The organism is Campylobacter concisus, assembly GCF_902460595.1.
GTDB classification, from domain to species: Bacteria; Campylobacterota; Campylobacteria; order Campylobacterales; family Campylobacteraceae; genus Campylobacter_A; species Campylobacter_A concisus_BL.
Genome location: NZ_CABPVA010000001.1, coordinates 56,486 through 76,535 on the forward strand (window position 1 = coordinate 56,486; position 20,050 = coordinate 76,535).

The 20,050-nt window shown below is 41.6% G+C and carries 19 protein-coding genes and 1 pseudogene; 4 read left to right on the top strand and 16 right to left on the bottom strand.

All coding sequences use genetic code 11. The features are described from left to right. Window positions 1-117 precede the first annotated feature (117 nt). Genes F3G86_RS00195 through F3G86_RS00210 form a run of 4 tightly spaced genes read right to left on the bottom strand, consistent with a single transcriptional unit; the run spans window position 118 to window position 3,784 of the window. Entirely contained in the window at window positions 118-798 is a 681-nt protein-coding gene (locus tag F3G86_RS00195; RefSeq protein WP_148815497.1) for a response regulator transcription factor, read from the bottom strand. A 3-nt stretch (window positions 799-801) separates the two neighbouring features. Then, window positions 802-2,451, bottom strand: a complete 1,650-nt coding sequence (locus F3G86_RS00200; protein ID WP_149722639.1) for a sensor histidine kinase — start codon at window positions 2,449-2,451, stop codon at window positions 802-804. Window positions 2,452-2,498: 47 nt separating this feature from the next. Further along, a complete protein-coding gene (dsbI, locus tag F3G86_RS00205) occupies window positions 2,499-3,119 on the bottom strand; it encodes a protein-disulfide oxidoreductase DsbI (RefSeq protein WP_149722640.1) in 621 nt (206 codons plus the stop codon). A gap of 8 nt (window positions 3,120-3,127) precedes the next feature. Continuing rightward, a complete protein-coding gene (locus tag F3G86_RS00210; RefSeq protein WP_021089942.1) occupies window positions 3,128-3,784 on the bottom strand; it encodes a thiol:disulfide interchange protein DsbA/DsbL in 657 nt (218 codons plus the stop codon). A 240-nt stretch (window positions 3,785-4,024) separates the two neighbouring features. Here F3G86_RS00210 and F3G86_RS00215 point away from each other — a divergent pair, with 240 nt between their 5' ends. Further along, on the top strand, window positions 4,025-4,669 hold the full coding sequence (locus F3G86_RS00215) for a ferritin family protein (protein WP_012140636.1): 645 nt from the start codon (window positions 4,025-4,027) through the stop codon (window positions 4,667-4,669). A 111-nt stretch (window positions 4,670-4,780) separates the two neighbouring features. Further along, a complete protein-coding gene (locus F3G86_RS00220) occupies window positions 4,781-5,071 on the top strand; it encodes a DUF5339 domain-containing protein (protein ID WP_149722641.1) in 291 nt (96 codons plus the stop codon). Window positions 5,072-5,108: 37 nt separating this feature from the next. Here F3G86_RS00220 and F3G86_RS00225 read toward each other — a convergent pair whose 3' ends face one another. The 10 genes and pseudogenes from F3G86_RS00225 to F3G86_RS00270 form a co-directional block, all read right to left on the bottom strand. Beyond that, on the bottom strand, window positions 5,109-5,339 hold the full coding sequence (locus F3G86_RS00225; protein WP_012140638.1) for a DUF2798 domain-containing protein: 231 nt from the start codon (window positions 5,337-5,339) through the stop codon (window positions 5,109-5,111). Beyond that, entirely contained in the window at window positions 5,336-5,482 is a 147-nt protein-coding gene (locus F3G86_RS10275; RefSeq protein WP_180995404.1) for a hypothetical protein, read from the bottom strand. The genes F3G86_RS00225 and F3G86_RS10275 overlap by 4 nt, the downstream gene beginning before the upstream one ends. A 77-nt stretch (window positions 5,483-5,559) precedes the next feature. Next, a complete protein-coding gene (locus F3G86_RS00230) occupies window positions 5,560-6,240 on the bottom strand; it encodes a putative quinol monooxygenase (RefSeq protein WP_149722642.1) in 681 nt (226 codons plus the stop codon). Window positions 6,241-6,253: 13 nt separating this feature from the next. Next, window positions 6,254-6,766 (bottom strand): hypothetical protein, encoded by a 513-nt coding sequence (locus F3G86_RS00235; protein ID WP_149722643.1) that lies wholly within the window; start codon window positions 6,764-6,766, stop codon window positions 6,254-6,256. A 48-nt stretch (window positions 6,767-6,814) separates the two neighbouring features. Further along, window positions 6,815-8,251, bottom strand: coding sequence for a subtype B tannase (locus tag F3G86_RS00240; protein ID WP_149722644.1), 1,437 nt, complete (start codon window positions 8,249-8,251; stop codon window positions 6,815-6,817). A 70-nt stretch (window positions 8,252-8,321) separates the two neighbouring features. Then, entirely contained in the window at window positions 8,322-9,092 is a 771-nt protein-coding gene (locus tag F3G86_RS00245; RefSeq protein ID WP_149722645.1) for an SDR family NAD(P)-dependent oxidoreductase, read from the bottom strand. Beyond that, window positions 9,089-9,730, bottom strand: a complete 642-nt coding sequence (locus F3G86_RS00250) for an NAD(P)H-binding protein (RefSeq protein ID WP_148785860.1) — start codon at window positions 9,728-9,730, stop codon at window positions 9,089-9,091. The genes F3G86_RS00245 and F3G86_RS00250 overlap by 4 nt, the downstream gene beginning before the upstream one ends. Window positions 9,731-9,759: 29 nt before the next feature. Continuing rightward, window positions 9,760-10,905 carry an iron-containing alcohol dehydrogenase gene (locus F3G86_RS00255; protein WP_149722646.1) on the bottom strand — a complete coding sequence of 382 codons (1,146 nt, stop codon included), beginning with the start codon at window positions 10,903-10,905 and terminating at the stop codon, window positions 9,760-9,762. Between the two features lie 84 nt (window positions 10,906-10,989). Next, window positions 10,990-11,664, bottom strand: a complete 675-nt coding sequence (locus tag F3G86_RS00260) for an anaerobic ribonucleoside-triphosphate reductase activating protein (RefSeq protein ID WP_149722647.1) — start codon at window positions 11,662-11,664, stop codon at window positions 10,990-10,992. A 99-nt stretch (window positions 11,665-11,763) separates the two neighbouring features. After that, window positions 11,764-14,046 (bottom strand): annotated as a pseudogene (locus F3G86_RS00270) (ribonucleoside triphosphate reductase). A gap of 303 nt (window positions 14,047-14,349) precedes the next feature. Here F3G86_RS00270 and F3G86_RS00275 point away from each other — a divergent pair. Then, window positions 14,350-14,793, top strand: coding sequence for a hypothetical protein (locus F3G86_RS00275; RefSeq protein WP_103632757.1), 444 nt, complete (start codon window positions 14,350-14,352; stop codon window positions 14,791-14,793). 61 nt (window positions 14,794-14,854) lie between these two features. On the opposite strand, the gene F3G86_RS00280 is transcribed toward F3G86_RS00275, so the two are convergent. Both F3G86_RS00280 and purB read right to left on the bottom strand, forming a co-directional pair. Next, window positions 14,855-17,230, bottom strand: coding sequence for a ribonucleoside-diphosphate reductase subunit alpha (locus F3G86_RS00280; RefSeq protein ID WP_009295196.1), 2,376 nt, complete (start codon window positions 17,228-17,230; stop codon window positions 14,855-14,857). Window positions 17,231-17,591: 361 nt separating this feature from the next. Continuing rightward, window positions 17,592-18,923: an adenylosuccinate lyase gene (gene purB / locus F3G86_RS00285; protein WP_107943860.1), complete on the bottom strand. Its 1,332-nt coding sequence runs from the start codon at window positions 18,921-18,923 to the stop codon at window positions 17,592-17,594. Between the two features lie 186 nt (window positions 18,924-19,109). On the opposite strand from purB, the gene F3G86_RS00290 reads away from it, so the two are divergent. Beyond that, window positions 19,110-20,033: a pseudouridine synthase family protein gene (locus F3G86_RS00290; protein WP_149722648.1), complete on the top strand. Its 924-nt coding sequence runs from the start codon at window positions 19,110-19,112 to the stop codon at window positions 20,031-20,033. Window positions 20,034-20,050: the final 17 nt, after the last annotated feature.

The window sequence follows — 20,050 nt, forward strand, 5'->3', positions numbered from 1 at the left end:
TTGCAAATTTTTATCTCTTTTCCTATAAATTTTAGCCTATAGTGACATAAATTTATCACTATTTTTAAGATATTATTAGATAAATATATTAGTTTTACTATTTTGAATTTATGCTTTTTAGCTCTTGGCGACTAAGATATACCCGCTCTCGCTGATGTTTTTAAATTTCACGCCAAGCTCGCGTTTTAGGCGAAGTACGACATTTTGTATCGCAGCTTTGCTCACCTCGGTGCTCTCATAGACAAACTCCTCTATCATCTCGTAAGTCACGAGCTTGTTTAGGTTGTAAGCAAATAGCCAAAATATCTTGTTTTGCAAGAAGCTTAGATAGACTTCGTTGCCGTTTTTGTAAATTTTCTCTTTTTTTAAATTTATACTCACCTCATCGCTTAAATGCACCAGTTTCTCGTCGCGCTCGAAGCTTAGGCTTATTAGCATTGATCTAAGATCCTTTATATCGATAGGCTTTTTCAAAAACAAGATCGCCCCCTGCTCATAGCTCTTGATCAAATTTTCATCGCTATCATACGAGGTAAAGACGATAAATTTCTGATGAGGTTTTAGCTTTTTTATCTCATTCATCATCTCAAAGCCATTTAATACTGGCATGTGAATGTCGCTCATCACGATGTCAAAGCCCTGCTTTTTAAATTTCTCCAGCCCATCTTGCCCATCTTTTGCGCCTACGACCTGACCGCAGTATGGCTTAAGCCCTGTGATGATTAGCTCCCTTGCCATCTCGTCGTCCTCGGCTACTAAGATAGATACTTTCTTTAAAATTTCTAGTGCCTCTTGCATCTTTTAACCCTTTAAATTCTTCTCAAAACTTAGCTCAAAAATCGTTGGCTTTAGGTTGTGCGCAAGCGTGATATCGCCATTTAACTTCTCACGCGCGAGCTTTTTAGCGAAGTAAAGTCCTATACCATTTCCTTGCTTTTTAGTCGTGTTTAGCCAGGTAAAAATTTTCTTGCTCATCTCGTAGCTCACGCCGCCGCCACTATCGTAAACGCCGATGTAGCACTTATCTTCAAAGCTTCTAAATTTTAGCTCTATCACGCGTTTTAGCGGCTCATCTTTGTAGCTCTCAACCAGTGAGTCCTTTGCGTTGTGGATTAGGATTAGCAAAATTTGCTGGATGATGTTTTCTATCTGACAGACCTTCATCTCTTCAAATCCGCTAAATTTCACGCTCACATTTGCACGGCTAAGCTCTGTGTGCATAAGTGTTATTAAATTTCTAACACTTGTTTGAATGTCAAATTCACTAACATTTTCAGCGCTTTTGTAAAAATTTCTAAAAATTTCGATTGTTTTTGAAAGAAGCTCGATCGAGCTTTGCCCTTTTTCTAGTAAATTTAAAAGCTCCTCATCGCTTAGCTTGCCCTCTTTTTTTAGCATTATCGCCGAGCTTAGCATAAGTTTTAGCGAATTTACTGGCTGGATGAACTGATGACTTATGCCGCTTATCAGCTCCCCAGCCTCGCTCATCTTAGCTCTGTGCGCTAGCAAGGTCTCATACTCATCTTGCACCTTTTTTATCTTGTTATACATGAAGTTGTGCAGGCTGTTTGCCAAGAATGCAAGTGCGACGAAGGCAAAGAGTAAATTTAGGGCGTTTTTTAGCGCCTCTCTTGTCATGGCTAAAATTTCTTCTTCATTGTTTGTGCCAGCTCCGATAAACCAGTTCATCGTCGGTATCTCGGCTACTTGGATCAAATTTTGCCCTATCTTTAGGCTGGTGATGTCCTCATCTTTTAAAAATATCTCTTTAAATTTCTCCTCGATCTCTCTTTTAAGCGTCGCATCAGCCATCGATGTGAGGATCTCACCGCTGTGAGTTACCAAAAATGAGTAAGAATTTGGCGCAAGACTAAAGTTTTTGATGCTATCAAAGATAGTGCCTATTCGCACGACGCCACAAAGTGCCGCCTCAAATTTATCATCCTTTTCAACTGGCACGCATAAATTTAAAGTTGAGTCATTTAAAATTTTGTGATTTTGCATGAAATTTACGCTTGGAGCATTTGTATTTTTTGTCTCGACATACCAGATAAGCCCCGCTCGCTCGCGCTTTGACATCACCTCTTCTGAGATCTTTTGCCCATCTACAAAGATCTCGCCATCCTCTCTTAGAAGCTGCATGAGATCAAATTCTTTCGCATTTTCTTTAAAGAGCTTTATGAAATTTGCCACCCTAGTATCGTCATCAATGATATTAGAGTTTTGGATAAATTTTGACGCACGGATGAGCGAATTTAAGCGCTCATCAAGCCAAATTTGAAAGTTGCTAACGATATTTTTACTAACTGCGATATTGTTTTTATCAGATAGCTCGATGATCTTTTCTTTTGCATTGTTGTAGCTATTTAGCCCAAGAAGCACAACAAAGAGGCTTGCTAGCAAGATGATCGCATAAATTTTAATATTTTGTGATTTTAAATTAATACCCATGCGCGCAGTATATCCTAAGTTAGCCCAAAAATAGGGCTAACTAAAATTTATTTCGTAAAAGATAAGAGCTTTGAAACAAGCATAAGTGCAAGCACAATAAAGCAAATGCCAAAGCCAAGCAGCGTGCAATCCGCCATCGACATAAATTTAGAAGACGGCACAAGATACCAGCCATCTGCATAAAGATCCACTATGCTCTTTTGCAAATCGCTTAGCACCGCGCCATCAGGCACCATAGGGCTGTCATAGCCACAATCACCCGTTGGCATAAACCAGTCTGACGCCCACTTCTCAAGTGGCAAGCCAAATGGATAGTGTGGCTCAGTCGAGCAGCCCTGCACGCCAAAAGGATCATCTCCATGCACTGCATCGTGGATTTTGGCTAGTTTTACACTATACATTATGCCCTGCACCGCTCCCCAAAAGGCAAAGACGTAGCCAACTAGAGCAAATAGCAAATTTTTTGGGTTTATGATAGCGATCACACCGCCAAGCGCCATACACAAAAAGGCAAAACGTATATAGACGCACTGCTCGCAAGGCGGCATATAAGCGTAGTTTTGAAAGAGCGAGTGCGCGATAATGACAAGCGCGACGCTTACAAAGACTAGGATCGCCCAAGAGATGCGTGAGTCTTGAAATTTAGCCATTTTTTTAAAAAAGCTCATGTGGCGCCTTATTTTTTAAGAAGCTCTTCGATGAGTGCTGCCATGCCGTCAAGCGAGCTGATTGATTTTGTCATGATGAGGTATTTGCCATTTACGACAAATGCTGGCACGCCTTGAATTTTAGCCACGTCATAGCTCTCATCCCACTTTTTAAGTAGCTCAGTCACTTTTGGATTAGCTAGCTCTTTTTCGTAGTCTGCTTTGCTAACGCCAGCTGCATCAAGTCCAGTCTTTAAAAAGCCCTCAGCATCTTTGCCATCGCCCCAGCGCTCTTTTTTGTCGTGATAAGCTTTGTAGTAAGCAAATTTAGCCTTTTTAAATAGTGAATTTTCATCAAACAAGCTAACACCCTTTGCCTCGTCCATAACGATAAGCACGGCAAAGACCTTGCTCGCAACCTCGCCGTAATCGCCCTTTGTCTTTAGGTGAAATGGCTCGTATTTTAGGCCAGGAATTTTCTCAACTACCTTTGGAGTGACGCTCTTGTCGTACTTGTAGCAAAATGGGCAAGCGTAGCTAAAAACCTTAACTAGCGTGTTTTGTCCGACACTTAGTGGCTTTTCAAGCTTGACATAGTCCTCGCCCTCGCTAAATGCACTAGCGCTGATCGCTCCAGCTACCGCAACGGCAAAGATAGCCTTACTAAATTTAGATAGAAAACTCATGATGATCTCCTTTGGATGATTTATTTTGAGTTATTCTACAACCAAGCTCAACCGCACTTTTAACGCTAGAATAAATTTTGGCTGAAATTTGTCTATTTTAAATTTATGATGATGGATTTGGTGATTTTGTTTTTTGTTAAATTTTATAAAAATAATATACGTTATCAATAAAAATTATTATTTACATATTTTAATTATTTGGTTATAATCCGCTCAAATTTTATCAAAATAGGAGTCAAAATGAGACAATACGAAACATACAAATGCGAGAAATGCGGCAACGAGATCGAGGTTCAAAAAGTTGGAGGCGGCACACTAACCTGTTGCGGCGAAGAGATGAAGTGCATCACTGAAAATTTAACAGCGGTAAATTTGATGAAGGCATTTGCTGGCGAATCACAAGCTAGAAACAAGTACGAGCTTTACGGCGACCTAGCTAAAGAAGCAGGCTATCACGCGATAGCTAGACACTTTTACGAGGCAGCTGAAAACGAGAAATGGCACGCAAGGGCTGAATTTAAGAAATATCACGAGATGATGAACGATCCGATCGATAAGATGGATAAAAATTTACTTGACGCTGCAGCTGGCGAAAACTACGAGCATACTACGATGTATCCAGACTTTGCAAAGATCGCAAAAGAAGAAGAACTAAGAGATGTTGAGAGACTATTTAACGCGATCGGCAAGGTTGAAGTTGAGCATGAAAGAGAGTATTTAGAGCTTAAAAAGATGCTTGATGAAGAGGGCTTTTTTGAGAGCGACGAAGAAGATATCTGGGTTTGCGAGGTGTGCGGACACGTTCATAGAGGTAAAAAAGCTCCGGGCGCTTGCCCACTTTGCAAAGCTCCAAAAGAGTATTTTAAGCGCGAATTCTTAGGCTAAAAAGCCAAAAAATTTAGCCAAGGCGCTTGTCTTGGCTAAATTTAATAAATTTAAATCTATTTAAAATAAAAAAGTTATATAATCTCCTTAAATTTTCACAAGGAGAAAGAGATGAAAAAATCACTTTTAGTTTTAGCTACTCTTGGCTTTTCACTAAGCCTAAACGCTGCAGATCTTACAGATACTTGCAAGTCTTACTTCTCAGACATCGATAAGATGGTTGAGGCTTACAAACAAGCTGGTCAAGAGCAACAAGTAAAAATGTATGAAGATCAAAAGAAACAATCAATGGATCAACTAGCTTCTTTACCAAAAGAGCAACAAGACGCTACTTGCAAACAAGCTAAAGAGATGTTTGCTCAAGTAATGGACCAAATGAAAAAACAAGGTCTTTTAAAATAAACCTTCATGTGGCTAGCTCTCTAGCCACTCTTCAAATTTAACTCTCTTTTTTACATAAATTTTGCGTGATCTTTGCAACAGACGGCGAAACTAGCAAAAGCACAGGATACGCCACTACAAAGGCTTTTACATAAGCGATTAGCCAAATTTTCACAAAGCCATCAACAAAACCAAGGTTTAGATACGTCAGCACAAATGACATAAAAAACGCCATAAATGCTGACATTATAAACGCAAAAACATATCTATAAAATTTCGCTGGTATCATAAAATCTTGCCCATAATAGCCTTAAATTCTCTAACCACATACTCAGCATACTTTATAAACCACCCTCTATGCTCAGCAAAAAGCTCATTAGCCCTCTCTTTTGGTATGAGATCTGTTTTTAAACTAATAGTAACGATAAACATCTTTTTCCTTTAAATTTACTTGCAAACAGATCCGCCCGCCTTATAAATGGCAAAAGCAGATCTTTTTCATAAATCTCCTAAAATTTTACCTTGCTAAATGAGGTCTCGTTCTTAAGACCAAAGCCGTCAAATTCATCTATTAACCCAGCTCGCTCTTTGGCGTAAGCCTTGTAGTTTTCGCTGTGGCGGTAGCTCTCAAAGCTAGCCTCATCTTTGTAAATTTCAACCAGCACCCACTTGTTAGGTGCCTCTTTTTGACTAAAGGCAAACTGCGCATAAGCTCCCTCATCTACGCTTTTTTGCATATATTTTTTCACTAGCTTTTCAAATTTCGCATCACTCTTTGCCAAAAGGCTTAAATTTGTGATGTGAAAGTAGGCATCTTTTAGGCGCTCTGGCGTTAAATTTTTAGAAAAAGTAGCCCGTTTTTTCAAGCTTATAGCCTTTTTGCTAGCTAAAATTTCAGCGCTCGCACTTGTAAATTTCTTAAAATGCGCCGAGCTTATATGCTTTTTATAAGCCGCCTCGTCCTTGTAAAACTCGATCAGATAAAACAGCTCTGGCTTGCTCTTTGCGCTCGCAAAAAAGATCGCCTGCATGCCTGGCTCGCTCTTTGAGCTTAGTATATTTTCCCTACCAAGCTGCTTTAGCAAGCTCTTGTTATTTGGCGTTGAAAGCAGCTCCTGCAAGCTCACTTTCGCCTCCGCCCCAAAGGCAAAAGCTGCCAAAACCGCTAGTAAAAATAGCTTTTTAAACATCAAATTCACCTTATCACTTCGCCTTTTTCATATCAGCCTTAGCTTTTATCTCTTCTGCGCCTTTTAGGTCAAGCTGTGCTTTTTCAAAGGCTTTACGTGCTTTTTCTAAGCGGTTAGAATTTTTCGTGCTTGGGTTATCAGCATAGGCTTTTTCTGCCTCTTCTAGCTTAAATTTCTTGTCGCCATAGTTCTTTTGTGCTTTTTCAAGGTTATTTGTAGCTTTATCACCGCCTAGTAGCTCAGCCTTTGATGTGACCTTACCAGTGACTGGGTTTCTACCGATAGTCAAGTCTAGGTCACGTTTGGCTCTAGCAGCGGTTCCGCGATTAACAAAACACTCTTCTTTTCCACCAATTAATCTTCCACCTATATCAAGCGGTAAATTTTTTGGATCATCACAATCAACCACTTCTTCTTTAGCTTCTCCTCTTAAATGTTTATTAAAAACATCAGATCCATAGGCATTTAAATTTATGCAACCAAGAAAACCTACAACAAATGCTGCAATTAATGCTTTATTTTTCATTTTACTCTCCTTGAAATTTTAAAATTTCTCATACTTTCTCCTTTAAATTTATCTCTCAACCACTCTTTTTATCCAAGCAAAAAGCTCGTCTAGGTCGTAGTTGCCACCGTGTCCTTGCCCCCAGACCGCTTCAAAATCAACCTCTTTGCCAGCATTTTTAAGCGAAAGTGCGAGCATAGCAGGCACAGCAAGGGCTAGGTCGGTGTCGTTTGTGCCCTGCCTTATGCGGTAAAATTTCGCTCCATTTTTGTTTGCGGTGTAGTTCATCGCATTCATCATCTTTATGACGCTAGCCTCCGCCATCTCGCCCACGCTGCGCTCTTTGGCAAATTTAGTAAAGTGCTTTGCAGGCGTTTTGCTATCGCCAAATAGGTCGTTTTCAGGCGTTTCAAGAGCTAGGCCGTCAAAGGCAACCACCGCTTTGGAGCGTTTTAGCGAGGCGATGAAGTCCTCAAATTTGAATGTATATCCAAGCGAGCATCCCTGCGTGTCAAGGGTGATAAATTTAGGTGTGAGCGTGCTTTTGTCGCTGCTTTTTGTAGCGGTAAATGCCCTTGAGATAAGAGCGTTTATATACTCTTTGAAGCTACCCTCGCCGTTTTCATCAAGGCTTAGCGCGTGGCCTTTGGCGTCTTTTAAATTTAGCGAGTTTAGATAGGCTGGGAATTTACTCTTTAGCTCGCGCGAGAGCTCTTTTTGCGTAGCGTTTAGCTCGCCTACTATCATCTTTGGCTTTTTACTCCTGTCATTAAAAGAGCTCACATCAAGACTTGCAAAATCAATCCTTTCAAATTTATCCAAATCCCCAAACATCCACTCATACGCCTCGTCATCATGCTCTAAATTTGTCACGGGGCAGTAGATAGAAGCGGCATAAATTTGATCGTCCGCCTTTGCGGCGCCTAGCTCTTTAAGATATGGCTCATACTCTTTTGCATTTGCGCTTACTCCTAGAAGTGCCGACATCGCGCCGCCTGCACTCGTGCCGTTTGAGATGATCTTATTTGCGTCGCCTGGCATAAATTTGTCGTTAAATTTAAGATATCTAACGGCCGCTTTTAGATCGACTATCGCAGCTGGCGCTTTGCCGATAAATTTCTCGCCATCTTTTAGCGTCCTGCCCCTAGCGCCAACGCTTGCCACGACGTATCCTCTAAGAAGCGCCTCAAGGGTGGCATTTGGCTTTTCATTTTGAATTTCAGGCTTTTGTGGTTTGGCGCTCATGTAGCCGCCGATAGCATTTGGCATAAAGATAGCCCCTTTTTGGTCGCTAAATTTACCATCTGGCACGTAAAAATTTAGCACCTCATAGTCGCTAGCTGGCTTTGCCACATAGACTATGCCCTCATAGGCTCTAAATTTAAGCGTCCTCTCGCCAACTTGCACGCTTTTTAGCTCAAATTTCTTTTCATCAAATTTAAGCTCGCCACCAAAGCAAGCACCTACTAAACAAACCCCTAAAATAGCAACTCTAACGCATTTCATGATCTGCCTTTTTATTTTGTCCTACTTTTTACTTTACTAGCCTTGGCGTAGGCTACCAAGGCTTTAAGGTCTAGTTATCTTTTGGCTTATACTTGATCGCATAGTCAAATTTAGGCTGGTGCAGTGAAAACTCAAAGCTATCTCTATCGACCGAGCCAACGCAGCAATGGCTATCATAAAGGCGAAGCAAAAATTCCGCCATCTGCTCGCTCGTGTGATACTTTTTAAACGCCTTGTCGTAGTCATAGCTCTCTTTGCTAGTTGCCACCATGCCAAATTCTGTCTTTGTAGCAGCAGGGGCTAGCACTTTTGCTTGCATCTTCGCCTGCTTATCTTGTGCTAGCTCGTGGTAAAGTCCCTCGCTAAAGGCACTTACGAAAAATTTGCTAGCGCAGTACGTGACGGCGTTTGGCACGATCTTGTAGCCGCCTATCGAAGAGATGTTTATAAGCTGTGTATCTTTGTCTTTATATTTTTTCGTAAAGAGCGTTGAGAGCGTGACAAGTGAGATGATATTTAAATTTATCATCTGCGTGATCTTGTCTAAATTTTGCTCGCCAACCTTGTTATAGTCGCCAAAGCCAGCGTTGTTTATAAGCGCTTTTAGCTCAAATTTTTCTAAATTACGCCAAAGAGCTAGGACATTTTCTTGCTTTGAGAGGTCGCAAATTTCTATCACGACCTCTACGTCTGCAAATTTAGCTATCTCGCTTTTTAAATTTTCTAAAAGCTCGCCGCGTCTTGCAACAAGGATTAAATTTTCCCCACATCTTGCAAATGCCTTTGCCGCTGCCGCTCCTATGCCTGAGCTTGCCCCAGTGATGGCGATGTATCTTTTCACTTTGCATACTCCACCGGGCTATAAATTTTGACACCTTCGCTGTGGTCATCTTGCGCTACTTCCACGATCACTCTAGCGATGTCAGCTGCCTTCATCGGACGATACTCGTCAAAAAAGCCTTTTGGGATAAATTTAAATGCTTTTGCCGCCAGATACTCGCCAAGTCTAAATTCCTTTCTCTCAGCCTCGATAAGTGGCAACCTAGCGATATGAAATGAGCTATATCCAAGCTCTTTTATCTTTGCTTCTGCTTGACCTTTTGCCTTTAGGTAAAACGAGCCTGACTTTCTGTTTGCCCCTGCAGCCGAGAGCAAGACAAAGCGTTTTGCACCGCACTCCAAGCCAAATTTGGCGAAATTTATCGGATAGGTCACATCGACTTTGTAAAACTGCTCTTTGTGCTTTGCCGCCTTCATCGTCGTGCCAAGCGCGCAAAATACGTCATCAGCGATAAATGGCACCTCATCTTTAAAATCATCAAAATTTACTATCTTTACTTCAAGCTTTTCATGAGTAAATTCTAGCTCATGCCTAACGAGAGCGACCACCTTGCTATAGTGCTCACTCTCGCATAAATCTTTTAAAATTTCACTTCCTACAGCGCCGCTGGCTCCTGCTATAAGGGCGACTTTTTTCATGTTTATCCTTTGTAAAATTTGGATAAATTCTATCTCGCTAAGGCAAAAATTTCGCTTATGGCCTCTTTTGTATAAATTTGCTCCAAGCCCCTGCCCTTGGCGTAGTCATAAACTAGCGCCATGATCTCGTCTAAATTTGACTCATCAACGCCGATTTCTATGAGGCTTGTTGGTGTGCCGATCTTGCTAAACCACTCTTTTAGCTTCTCTATGCCTGCGTCTGCGTCATCTACACCAAAAATTTCTTTGCTAAAGCGCTTAAACGCCTTTAAATTTCTACTCTTATACCACTTCATCCAAGCTGGCATAACCACACTTAGCCCAGCTCCATGCGCGCAATCCACGACTGCACCTATGGCGTGCTCGATCATGTGATTTGGATATGAGTAGCCAGCCGTGCCGACATAAGTTAGGCCATTTAGCGCCATCGTAGCAGCCCAGGCAAACTCGCTTCTAGCGCCATAGTTTTCTGGCTCTTTTAGTAAAATTTCGGTCGTTTTCATGACGGTTTTGATGTTTGCTTCGATGTATAAATTTATGATCTCAGGCTGGATGCTCGCCGTAAAGTAGCCCTCGATGCTGTGAGCGATGATGTCTGAGGCTGAATAGACCAAGTACTCCTTGCTAACGCTTGCTTGAAGCAGTGGGTTTATCACCGACACTTTTGGGTAAAGACAAGCGCCGTGCATGGCAAATTTCTCTTTTGTGGCTTCGTTTGTGACGACTGCGCCGCCGTTCATCTCTGAGCCAGTTGCAGCAAGCGTTATGATGTCAAAGATCATAAGCGCTTCTTTTGGGCTTTTTCCAGTAAAAAAGTCCCAAACGTCGCCGTTATATCTAACTCCAGCAGCCACGGCCTTGGCACTATCAAGCACCGAGCCGCCGCCTATGGCTAGCACGCTATCGACGCCCTCTTTTTTAGCTAAATTTATAGCCTCATTTACTTTGCTTAGCACTGGGTTTGACTTCACGCCACCTATCTTGCAAAACTCGATGCCATTTGCGCTTAGGCTCTTTGTGGCAACGTCAAAAAGTCCGTTTTTCATGACCCTATCGCTGCCGTAGATGATGAGCGTCTTTTTTACGCCAAATTCTTTCATATATTTGCCGATGTTTTGCTCTTTGTCTTTGCCAAATTCTATCTTAGTAGGGTTTAAAAAGCTGAAATTTTGCATAGTTTTCTCCTTATTTGCTTTTGTGATTTGGGGTAAATTTTAGTTAAATTTTCTTATTTTTAGCTATTTTTATCTGCGCTAAATTTAGAAATTTCTTAGTCTGATAGGTAGTTTTGATGTGATCTTGTCTGGATCGAAGCTGTTTTTTGGATCGCCTAAGCCTCCAAAATTTTCGCCAGTGTTAAAGAATTTTTGTAAAAAGTAGTTGCCTCTGTATCCAAGCTCGTAAAGTAGCTCAGACATCTCAGAGATATCCTTTTCGCTTAGCAAGTCCGCATGCACGGTCGTTCTAACTTCAAATTTAAAATTTATCTCAAGCAGGTATCTAAGCGTGGCGGCAAATTTCTCATATAAATTTGAGCCAGTGATGCCTATAAATTTCTCTTTTGGAGCTTTAAAATCAAGCGCGATGTAGTCGATCAGCCCCTCATCTATCGCCTCTTTTATAACACTAGGATGTGAGCCGTTAGTATCGACCTTTAAACTAAAGCCGCGCGCCTTTACCTCACGAGCTAGCCTTAAAAAAAGAGGGTGTGCTGTGCATTCGCCACCGCTAAAGACGATGCCATTTAGCTTGCCGACCCTGCGGTCTAAAAAGTCGCAAACTTCGCTAAAGCTTATAGTGCCATTTGACTTTACAACCTCGATGTTGTAGCAGTATCCACAGCGCATATTACACCCTGCAAACCAAATGACAGCTGCCACTTTGTCTGGGTAGTCAAGCGTCGTAAATGGCGTTATACTAAAGACTTTTTGCAAGTTTTTGACCCTTTTTTAAACTAAAAGGCACAGGGGCGTGCCTTTGGTTTGCATTTTAGTTGATTTTTTTAAATTTATTCTTGCTTTTAGGCAAGAAATTTATCTCTTGCAGCAACTTGCGTATTCGTCAAATTTTATTCGCTCTTTGTGCTCGCCTTTTTTGCCGAGGTTAAAGCTCTCAACTGGTCTGTGATAGCCCATAACACGAGTATAGACCACGCATCTTGTGCGTTTATCTTGCACTTTTTCTAAAATTTCTTTTTCTGTCATTTCCTCTCCTTATTTGGATTTTTTCTTTTCATTTTCTATAAGCTCTGCATCACAAAGTGGGCAAAACTCATGCTCGCCAGCTATGTAGCCATGCTTTGCGCAGACACTAAATACCGGCGTTATCGTGATGTATGGGAGTTTGTAGTTTGAGATTATACTCTTTACAAGCTCTTTGCAAGCTTTAGCCGAGCTGATGCGCTCTTTCATATATAGGTGAAAGACGGTACCGCCAGTGTAGGCGCTTTGTAGCTCATCTTGTAGATCAAGCGCTTCGTAAGCGTCGTCTGTGAAATTTGCAGGTAGCTGGGTTGAGTTTGTGTAGTAGATATTGTCCCCCTCGCCTGCTTGGATGATGTCTGGGTAGCGCTTCTTATCCTCTTTGGCAAAGCGATACGTCGTGCCCTCAGCTGGAGTTGCTTCGAGGTTATATAAATTTCCGCTCTCTTCTTGAAATGTCCTTATCTTATCGCGTAAAAAGCCAACCATCTCAAGGGCAAATTCTCGTCCAAATTTAGTTGAGATGTTCTCTTTGTCGCCAGTAAAATTTCTAAGTAGCTCGTTCATGCCATTTATGCCGATCGTGCTAAAGTGGTTGTTAAAGTGCTTTAGATATCTCGCCGTGTAAGGATAAAGCCCTCTGTCATACATCTCTTGTATAAATTTACGCTTCTTCTCTAGGGTTGATTTAGCTAGGTCTAAAAGATAGCTTAGTCTATTATAAAGTGCGACCTTATCGCCTTTGAAGTTATAGCCAAGGCGGGCTAAATTTATAGTCACAACTCCTATCGAGCCAGTCATCTCAGCACTTCCAAAAAGACCACCACCACGCTTCAAAAGCTCTCTTAGATCAAGCTGCAAGCGGCAGCACATAGAGCGCACGTGGCCTGGCTTGTAGGCGTTTTCGTTTTCTATCTTGTTGCCATTTTCGTCATAAGTGTATTGCGAGCCGATGAAGTTTTGAAAGTAGCTTGAGCCCATTTTTGCGGTATTTTCAAAGAGCACGTCTGCTACTTCGCTATCCCAGTTAAAATCCTCTGTGATATTTACCGTTGGTATCGGAAATGTAAAAGGCTGCGAGCACTTGTCGCCAGCTGTTAATACCTCGTAAAATGCCTTATCTATGCGCGCCATCTCAGGCTCAAAGTCCTTGTAGGTCATATCGACTAAATTTTTCCTGCCACGCTCGTTTGCTTTTTTCAAAATTTTCTCATCTTTTACATTTGTAAAAAGGTGTATATCATCGCTCGTTGGGATCTGATCTCTTAGGTCGCTTGGGCAAGTGATGTCTATGGTTACGTTTGTAAATGGGCTTTGTCCCCAGCGCGCAGGGACGTTTAGGTTAAATATAAAGCTAGTTATTGCCTTTTTGATCTCGGCGTCGCTTAGATCGTCTTTGAAAACGTAAGGCGCAAGGTATGTGTCAAAGCTAGAAAACGCCTGAGCGCCCGCCCACTCGCTTTGTAAGATGCCTAAGAAATTTGCCATCTGATAAAGCGCCTCTCTAAAGTGCTTAGGCGCCTTGCTCTCGACCCTGCCACGAACGCCATTAAAGCCCTCATTTAGCAAGGCTCGCAAACTCCAGCCAGCGCAGTATCCTGTAAGGCAGTCGAGGTCGTGGATATGGTAGTCGCCGTTTCTGTGAGCAAGACCCTCTTCTTTGCTATAAACAGCGTCTAGCCAGTAGTTTGCTATGACTTTGCCAGCGGTGTTGTTTATAAGGCCTGCGTTTGAGTAGCTTGTGTTTGAATTTGCAGAAATTCTCCAATCAGTGCCGTTTATGTACTCATTTATCGTTTGGGTTGAGTTTATATAGGTCGTATCTTCATTTAGCCCTAAAATTTGCTCGCGTTGGAGCTTATGCGTATGGCGGTAGAGCATGAAGCTCTTTAGAACTTCAAAATGTCCGCCGTCAAATAGCTCTTTTTCTATCGCATCTTGGATGTCTTCGACTGTTATCGCACTTGATTTTTGAAAGATATCTTGGACTACGTTTGTAAAAACTTGCTCGTCATAAGCTTTATTTTCGCTTGCAAATGCCTTTTTTATCGCATCTACTATCTTATATGCTACAAATTCTTGCCTTGTGCCATCTCGTTTTAAAATTTCACGCATCACTTGCTCTTTTCTGATTATTTTTTTGATATAGAGTTTAAAAGTATAGGACAAGAAAGCTTAAAATATAGAAAACTTATTTTATTATGTTTAATAATATTTATCAAAAAATATAAAATTTTAGAGAGTTTTCTTAAGTATATTTTTACTCATTTTAAGTATTTTAAACTAAAATTTGATTATTTTTACTTAAATAATTATTTTAATTTTAGTTTTTAAAATAGTAGATTTAAATTTTTCTTCCATATAGATCTTTATTTAATTTATGTTAATATTAGTCGATTTTCAAAAAAAGGAGTTTCAATGAAAAAAATCACAACGCTCGCCATAGGTCTACTTTTGGCTGGCTGTGCATCATCCAACGGCGTAAAATCACCCGAAGATGGCATGATGAAAAGCTTTGCAAAATGCGCCCTAAAATCAGATAGTACAGTCATTATGCTAGTACCAAGTCGTGGCTTTCTTGCTGACGCGATAGCTAGCGCAACAACTAGTGTTTCAAACAACGACGGAGGTTTTTACAACAATCTAACGGATAAAATACAAGAAGGTGTGGATGCCTTTGTCATCTACGGCGAAAGTGGGATGAAAACGGAGTCACTCATGTCAAATGTCTTTACGAGACTAAAAGAGCGTAACGTAAATGGTATGCAGTTTTGTATATCAGCAGGAATAGAAAAGAGCGAGAAGCTAAGCAAGCTAGCAGATGAGCTTGGTATAAAATTAAGTTTTGTGACACTTCCGTAAATTTATAAATTTAATAGACAATTTAAAAAATTTAAGAGAGAAATTTCTCTCTTAAATTTAACTACTGACATCCCTCACACTCGATCGAGCGGTCGGCCACGTCGTTTAGCTTTTCGCTGTCTGGTGACTCAGAGCGTAGATAATAGGTTGATTTTAGTCCAAGCTCCCACGCAAGCGTGTAAATTTCACTTAGATATCCGCCGCTTGCTTTGTCTAAGCTCATGAAGATATTTAAGCTTTGACCTTGATCGATCCATTTTTGGCGGATCGCGCCTGCTTTTATCAAAATTCTTTGATCAAGCTCATAAGCTGGCGTATAAAACTGCCACGTATCTGGGCTTAAATTTGGCACGACATTTGGGATCATACCGCTTAGGTTGTGCTCAAACCACTTGCGCTTATAGACTGGCTCGATGGTCTGAGTAGTGCCAACTAGGATCGAGATCGAGCTAGTTGGAGCGATCGCCATTAGGTAGCCGTTTCTCATGCCGTCACGCTTGACCTTTTCTCTTAGCTTGTCCCAGTCGCAGACATTTTCGTCAAATAGCCCGCCTTTGTCGTTTAGAAGGGCTTTTGCGTTCTCGTTTGCGGTGTCTATCGGCATGATGCCTTTGCTCCATTTTGAGCCTTCAAATTTTGGATAGATGCCCTTTTCTACGGCTAAATTTGAGCTAGCGTAGATGGCGTTGTAGCTTATGTTTTCCATTATGCTATCAATCAGCGCCAAATGCTCATAACTGCCCCATTTTACGTTTTTCTCAGCTAGCATTTGCGCCTCGCCCATGACGCCAAGGCCGATCGAGCGAGAGGCAAGGTTTGTGTGTTTTACCTTTTTGTGCGGGTAGAAATTTAGATCTATAACGTTATCAAGCATTCTGATAGCTATCGGCACGACGCGCTCGATGTCCTCTTTGCTGTTTATCTTGCTTAAATTTATACTTGCAAGGTTGCAAACTGCCGTTTTGCCCTCGATGCTCTCTTTTTCTACGATGAAAATTTGCTTGCCTTTTAGGCTATCAAGCGCGCTAAGCTTTTTGGCTTTTTTAGTTATGCCGCTATCGACCGTGACGTCCTCTTCTTCGTCAAATAGCTCCTCGCCGCCGTCTTCATAAGTGATCTTGATCTTATAGTAGTTTGGCGCTGTGTTTTGGAAAATTTCGGTGCATAAATTTGAGCTTCTGATGATGCCCTCGTGATCGTTTGGATTTGCTTTGTTGGCATTGTCTTTAAAGCATAAAAATGGCATACCAGTTTCAAAATAGCTAGTTAAAATTTTCTTCCAAAGCTCTTTTGCAAGGATGGTGTTTTTCTGGATATTTTCGTCGTTTTCATACTCTAAATATCTCTTCTCAAACTCCTCGCCGTAAAGGTCGCAAAGGTCGCTTACTTGAGCTGGGTCAAAGAGGCTCCAGCGGCCATTTTCTTTGACACGCTTCATAAATAGGTCGTTTATCCAAAGCGCAGGGAAAAGCTCGTGTGCGCGGCGTCTCTCTTCGCCTGAGTTTTTACGAAGATCGAGAAAATCGCTCACGTCCATATGCCAAGGCTCGATATAAACAGCGATCGCACCCTTTCTAGTGCCTAGCTGATCGACCGCCACTGCGATGTCGTTTGTTACTTTTAAAAATGGTATGATACCGCCAGCTGCGTTTTTGTGTCCGTCGATACTGCCGCCCATCGCACGCACCTTGCTCCAGTCCCAGCCGATACCGCCGCCAAATTTTGAAAGTAGCGCCATCTCTTTGTAGCTATCAAAAATGCCCTCAATATTATCAGGTGTGCTACCTACGTAACAGCTGCTTAGCTGGTGGCGTGTAGTCCTTGCGTTTGAGAGCGTTGGGGTGGCTAGCATCACTTCAAATTTAGAGATGAGATCGTAAAATTTCTTAGCCCAGCCTTGGCTGTCTAGCTCGTTTTGCGCAAGAAACATCGCTATCGCCATAAACATGTGCTGTGGCAGCTCGATAGGCATACCACTCTTGTCTTTGATAAGATAGCGATCATAAAGCGTCTTGATACCAAGGTATGCAAACTGAAGGTCGCGCTCAGGCTTTATGTATGCGTTTAGATCCTCTAAGTCGTACTTCTCTTTTAGCCCAGGGATGATGCGGCCTACTTTTTCGCCTTTTGCTAGGTAGTCTTTTAGGTGGTTGTAGCCGTTAAAGCCAGTCACTTTGTGATAAAGGTCGAACAAAAATAGCCTTGCAGCGACAAATGTCCAGTTTGGTCGGTCGATGTCGATCTTATCAACTGCTGTTTTTATAAGAGTTTGCTGAATTTCCTCAGTCGTTATCATATCTCTAAACTGAATTTTCGCATCTACCTCAAGCTCGCTAAGACTTACGTTGCTAAGACCTAGGACGGCTTCGTTTGTGTATTTTTTGATCTTGCTGATATCAAGCTCTTCTGTTCTGCCATTACGTTTTATAACTTTCAAAAATGTCTCTCCGTTTTAAATTTTAATTTGAGATTTTATCCAAAAAGATATAAAAACTCTCTTTACCAAAAACTCTTCATTAAATATAAAATTTACAGCCAAAATGAGAAAGATAAAGGCTTGCCAAAACTCTTATTTTTCTAGTGCGAGGGCGACAAAAAACGTTAAACGTGATGAGCTTTTGTGTTAGTTTTGGAGATCAAAATTTAAATTCGCCAACATTGCCACTAAATTTTACTGGCGCTTGTAAAAGCTACTTGAAAAGTGCCACCCTTGGCTTATAAATTTTGCGAGCTAAATTTAATGTGGTTTTGTATTAGGGTATTTTGCAAGGGGCTAAATTTACCCCTTGCGTTTAAATTTATTTGCCAAAAACTCTGGCGAAAATTCTATCTACATTTTTGGTGTAGTAGTTGTAGTCAAAGCACTCTTTGATCTCATCTTTGCTAAGGCTCTTAGTTAGGTCCTCGTCGTTTAGCAAATTTTGTAAAAATAGACTGTGACCTTGCTCGTCTATCGCTTTTTTGCCCTCTTGCAAGTCCGCCCAGACCTTCATGGCGTTGCGCTGAACGATCTTGTAGGCATCCTCTCTAGAAATTCCACGCTGTGGCAGCTGTAAAAGCACGCGCTGCGAAAAGACTAGACCGCCTGTTAAATTTAAATTTTTCATCATATTTTCTGGATAGACGACTAAATTTGCTATCAAATTTTTGATGCGAACCAGCATAAAATCAGCCGTGATAAACATATCTGGCAGGATAAATCTCTCAACCGAGCTGTGGCTGATGTCGCGCTCGTGCCAAAGGGCGACATTTTCAAGAGAAGGCGTGACATATGAGCGTAGCACCCTGCAAAGGCCAGTGATATTTTCGCTAAGGACTGGGTTGCGCTTGTGTGGCATCGCGCTTGAACCCTTTTGTCCTGGGCTAAAGTACTCCTCCGCCTCATAAACTTCGGTCCTTTGGTAGTGTCTAATGGCAACTGCGATCTTCTCGCAAGTAGAGGCTAAGATAGCGATGGCGCTCACCACGTGGGCATAGCGGTCGCGCTGGATCACTTGATTTGACGCTGGAGCAGCTTTCAGACCTAGCTCCTCGCATGTTAGCTCTTCAAATTCCATCGGAGCGTGGGCTAAATTTCCCATAGCGCCTGAGAGTTTGCCGTAGCTGATCGTATCTTTTGCGTCTTTGATGAGCTTTAGTGCCCTTGCGATCTCGTCATACCAGATGGCAAGTACGAGGCCAAAGGTTATCGGCTCGCCGTGGATGCCGTGGCTTCTGCCGACCATGAGCGTGTGCTTGTGCTCATTTGCTCTATTTTTGACCGCCTGCATAAACTCCTCTACATCGCTGATGATGAGCTCTAAGCTCTCTTTCATCTGAAGTGCGACGGCTGTGTCGATGCAGTCGCTTGAGGTCATGCCGTAGTGTACGAACCTGCTCTCCTCGCCAAGGCTCTCGCTGACGCTTGTTAAAAATGCGATGACGTCATGCTTTGTCGTCTTTTCTATCTCATCGATGCGAGCCACTTCAAATTTAGCGTTTTTGCAAATTTTCTCGCAGTCGCTGTCGCTTATGAAGCCAAGTTTATTCCAAGCTTTAACAGCAGCTTTCTCCACCTTGAGCCAAGCGTCGTATTTTGCTTGTATGCTCCACTTTTCAGCCATCTCTTTGCGTGAGTATCTTTCGACCATTGTTGAACCTTTTGTGTTAGTTTGCTTTTGTCCTGAAAGTATAAATTTGGCTTTTTGAGCCAGAAATCACGTCGTGCAATTTCTCTAAATTTAAGTTTTGATTATATAAAATCCGGGCTGAAATGTCGGTTATACGCTTATAAATTTGGGCTTAAGATAGCTCGCTCATTTTTCAAAGGATCATTTTTGCCCTACGTAAATAAATTTATCATTACTGCAGATCATCAAAAAGCTTACGAAATTTTGCTGAAAAATGGCTTTAACATGAGCCAAACCCAGCGCCTCATCGATAAAGGCAGACTGATCTGTGGCGGCAGTGTCGTGAGTGAGAAAAATGCCGTTTTGTGCGGCGATGTCTTTTTGATCGACTATGAGGTCAAACCAAAAGGACTAAAGCCGATCTTTGAATGCGAGAGCTTTGCGGTATTTGACAAGCCAAGTGGGGTGCTCAGCCACCCAAATGGCAGACACTGCGACTACTCGCTAAATGATGAAATTTACACACTTTTTGGGCGAGATGCGAGCGTGGCACATAGGCTGGACTTTGAAACAAGTGGCGTGATAGTCGTGGGCAAAGATAGAAATTCCACGATAAAACTAAAAAAAATCTTTGAAAACAGAGAGGTTTCTAAAAGCTACGTCGCGATGGTACAAGGCAAGATCGAGCGAGAATTTACGATCGATGCCAAGATGGATCTAGCGAACAACTACGACGATGTGAAAATGCGAATGCAAATTTGTGAAAATGGAAAAAGTGCGGTGACTAAAATTTTGTCGATCAGATATTTTGATGATATCGATACGACTTTAATTCGGGCTATCCCACTCACTGGCAGGCAGCATCAAATTCGCTTGCATTTGTTTCATGTGAAACACAAGATACTTGGCGAACCACTTTATGGTTTGTCACGTCCGCAGATCGAGAAAATTTTAGACAAAGAGATGAGCGAGAGTGAACGGATAAATTTAACTGGTGCAAAAAGGCTCTTACTTCACTCGGACGAAATTTCATTTAAATTTGATGAAATTTTTTACAATATTAAAAGCAAATTTGATGCAGAAAGTGAGTTTTATAAATTTGCAAAAGAAGCAAATAATCAAACTATTTAAATTTCAAAAAGTCTTTC

Bases quoted from the DNA above. Each gene is read 5' to 3' on its own strand.
- F3G86_RS00230 (WP_149722642.1), bottom strand. From the start codon at position 6,240: ATGTTTAAAAAGCTATTTTTACTAGCGGTTTTGGCAGCTTTTGCCTTT.
- F3G86_RS00215 (WP_012140636.1), top strand. From the start codon at position 4,025: ATGAGACAATACGAAACATACAAATGCGAGAAATGCGGCAACGAGATC.
- F3G86_RS00200 (WP_149722639.1), bottom strand. From the start codon at position 2,451: ATGGGTATTAATTTAAAATCACAAAATATTAAAATTTATGCGATCATC.
- F3G86_RS00240 (WP_149722644.1), bottom strand. From the start codon at position 8,251: ATGAAATGCGTTAGAGTTGCTATTTTAGGGGTTTGTTTAGTAGGTGCT.
- F3G86_RS00225 (WP_012140638.1), bottom strand. From the start codon at position 5,339: ATGATACCAGCGAAATTTTATAGATATGTTTTTGCGTTTATAATGTCA.
- F3G86_RS00195 (WP_148815497.1), bottom strand. From the start codon at position 798: ATGCAAGAGGCACTAGAAATTTTAAAGAAAGTATCTATCTTAGTAGCC.
- F3G86_RS00255 (WP_149722646.1), bottom strand. From the start codon at position 10,905: ATGCAAAATTTCAGCTTTTTAAACCCTACTAAGATAGAATTTGGCAAA.
- purB (WP_107943860.1), bottom strand. From the start codon at position 18,923: ATGGTCGAAAGATACTCACGCAAAGAGATGGCTGAAAAGTGGAGCATA.
- F3G86_RS00250 (WP_148785860.1), bottom strand. From the start codon at position 9,730: ATGAAAAAAGTCGCCCTTATAGCAGGAGCCAGCGGCGCTGTAGGAAGT.
- F3G86_RS00220 (WP_149722641.1), top strand. From the start codon at position 4,781: ATGAAAAAATCACTTTTAGTTTTAGCTACTCTTGGCTTTTCACTAAGC.
- dsbI (WP_149722640.1), bottom strand. From the start codon at position 3,119: ATGAGCTTTTTTAAAAAAATGGCTAAATTTCAAGACTCACGCATCTCT.
- F3G86_RS10275 (WP_180995404.1), bottom strand. From the start codon at position 5,482: ATGTTTATCGTTACTATTAGTTTAAAAACAGATCTCATACCAAAAGAG.
- F3G86_RS00235 (WP_149722643.1), bottom strand. From the start codon at position 6,766: ATGAAAAATAAAGCATTAATTGCAGCATTTGTTGTAGGTTTTCTTGGT.
- F3G86_RS00275 (WP_103632757.1), top strand. From the start codon at position 14,350: ATGAAAAAAATCACAACGCTCGCCATAGGTCTACTTTTGGCTGGCTGT.
- F3G86_RS00210 (WP_021089942.1), bottom strand. From the start codon at position 3,784: ATGAGTTTTCTATCTAAATTTAGTAAGGCTATCTTTGCCGTTGCGGTA.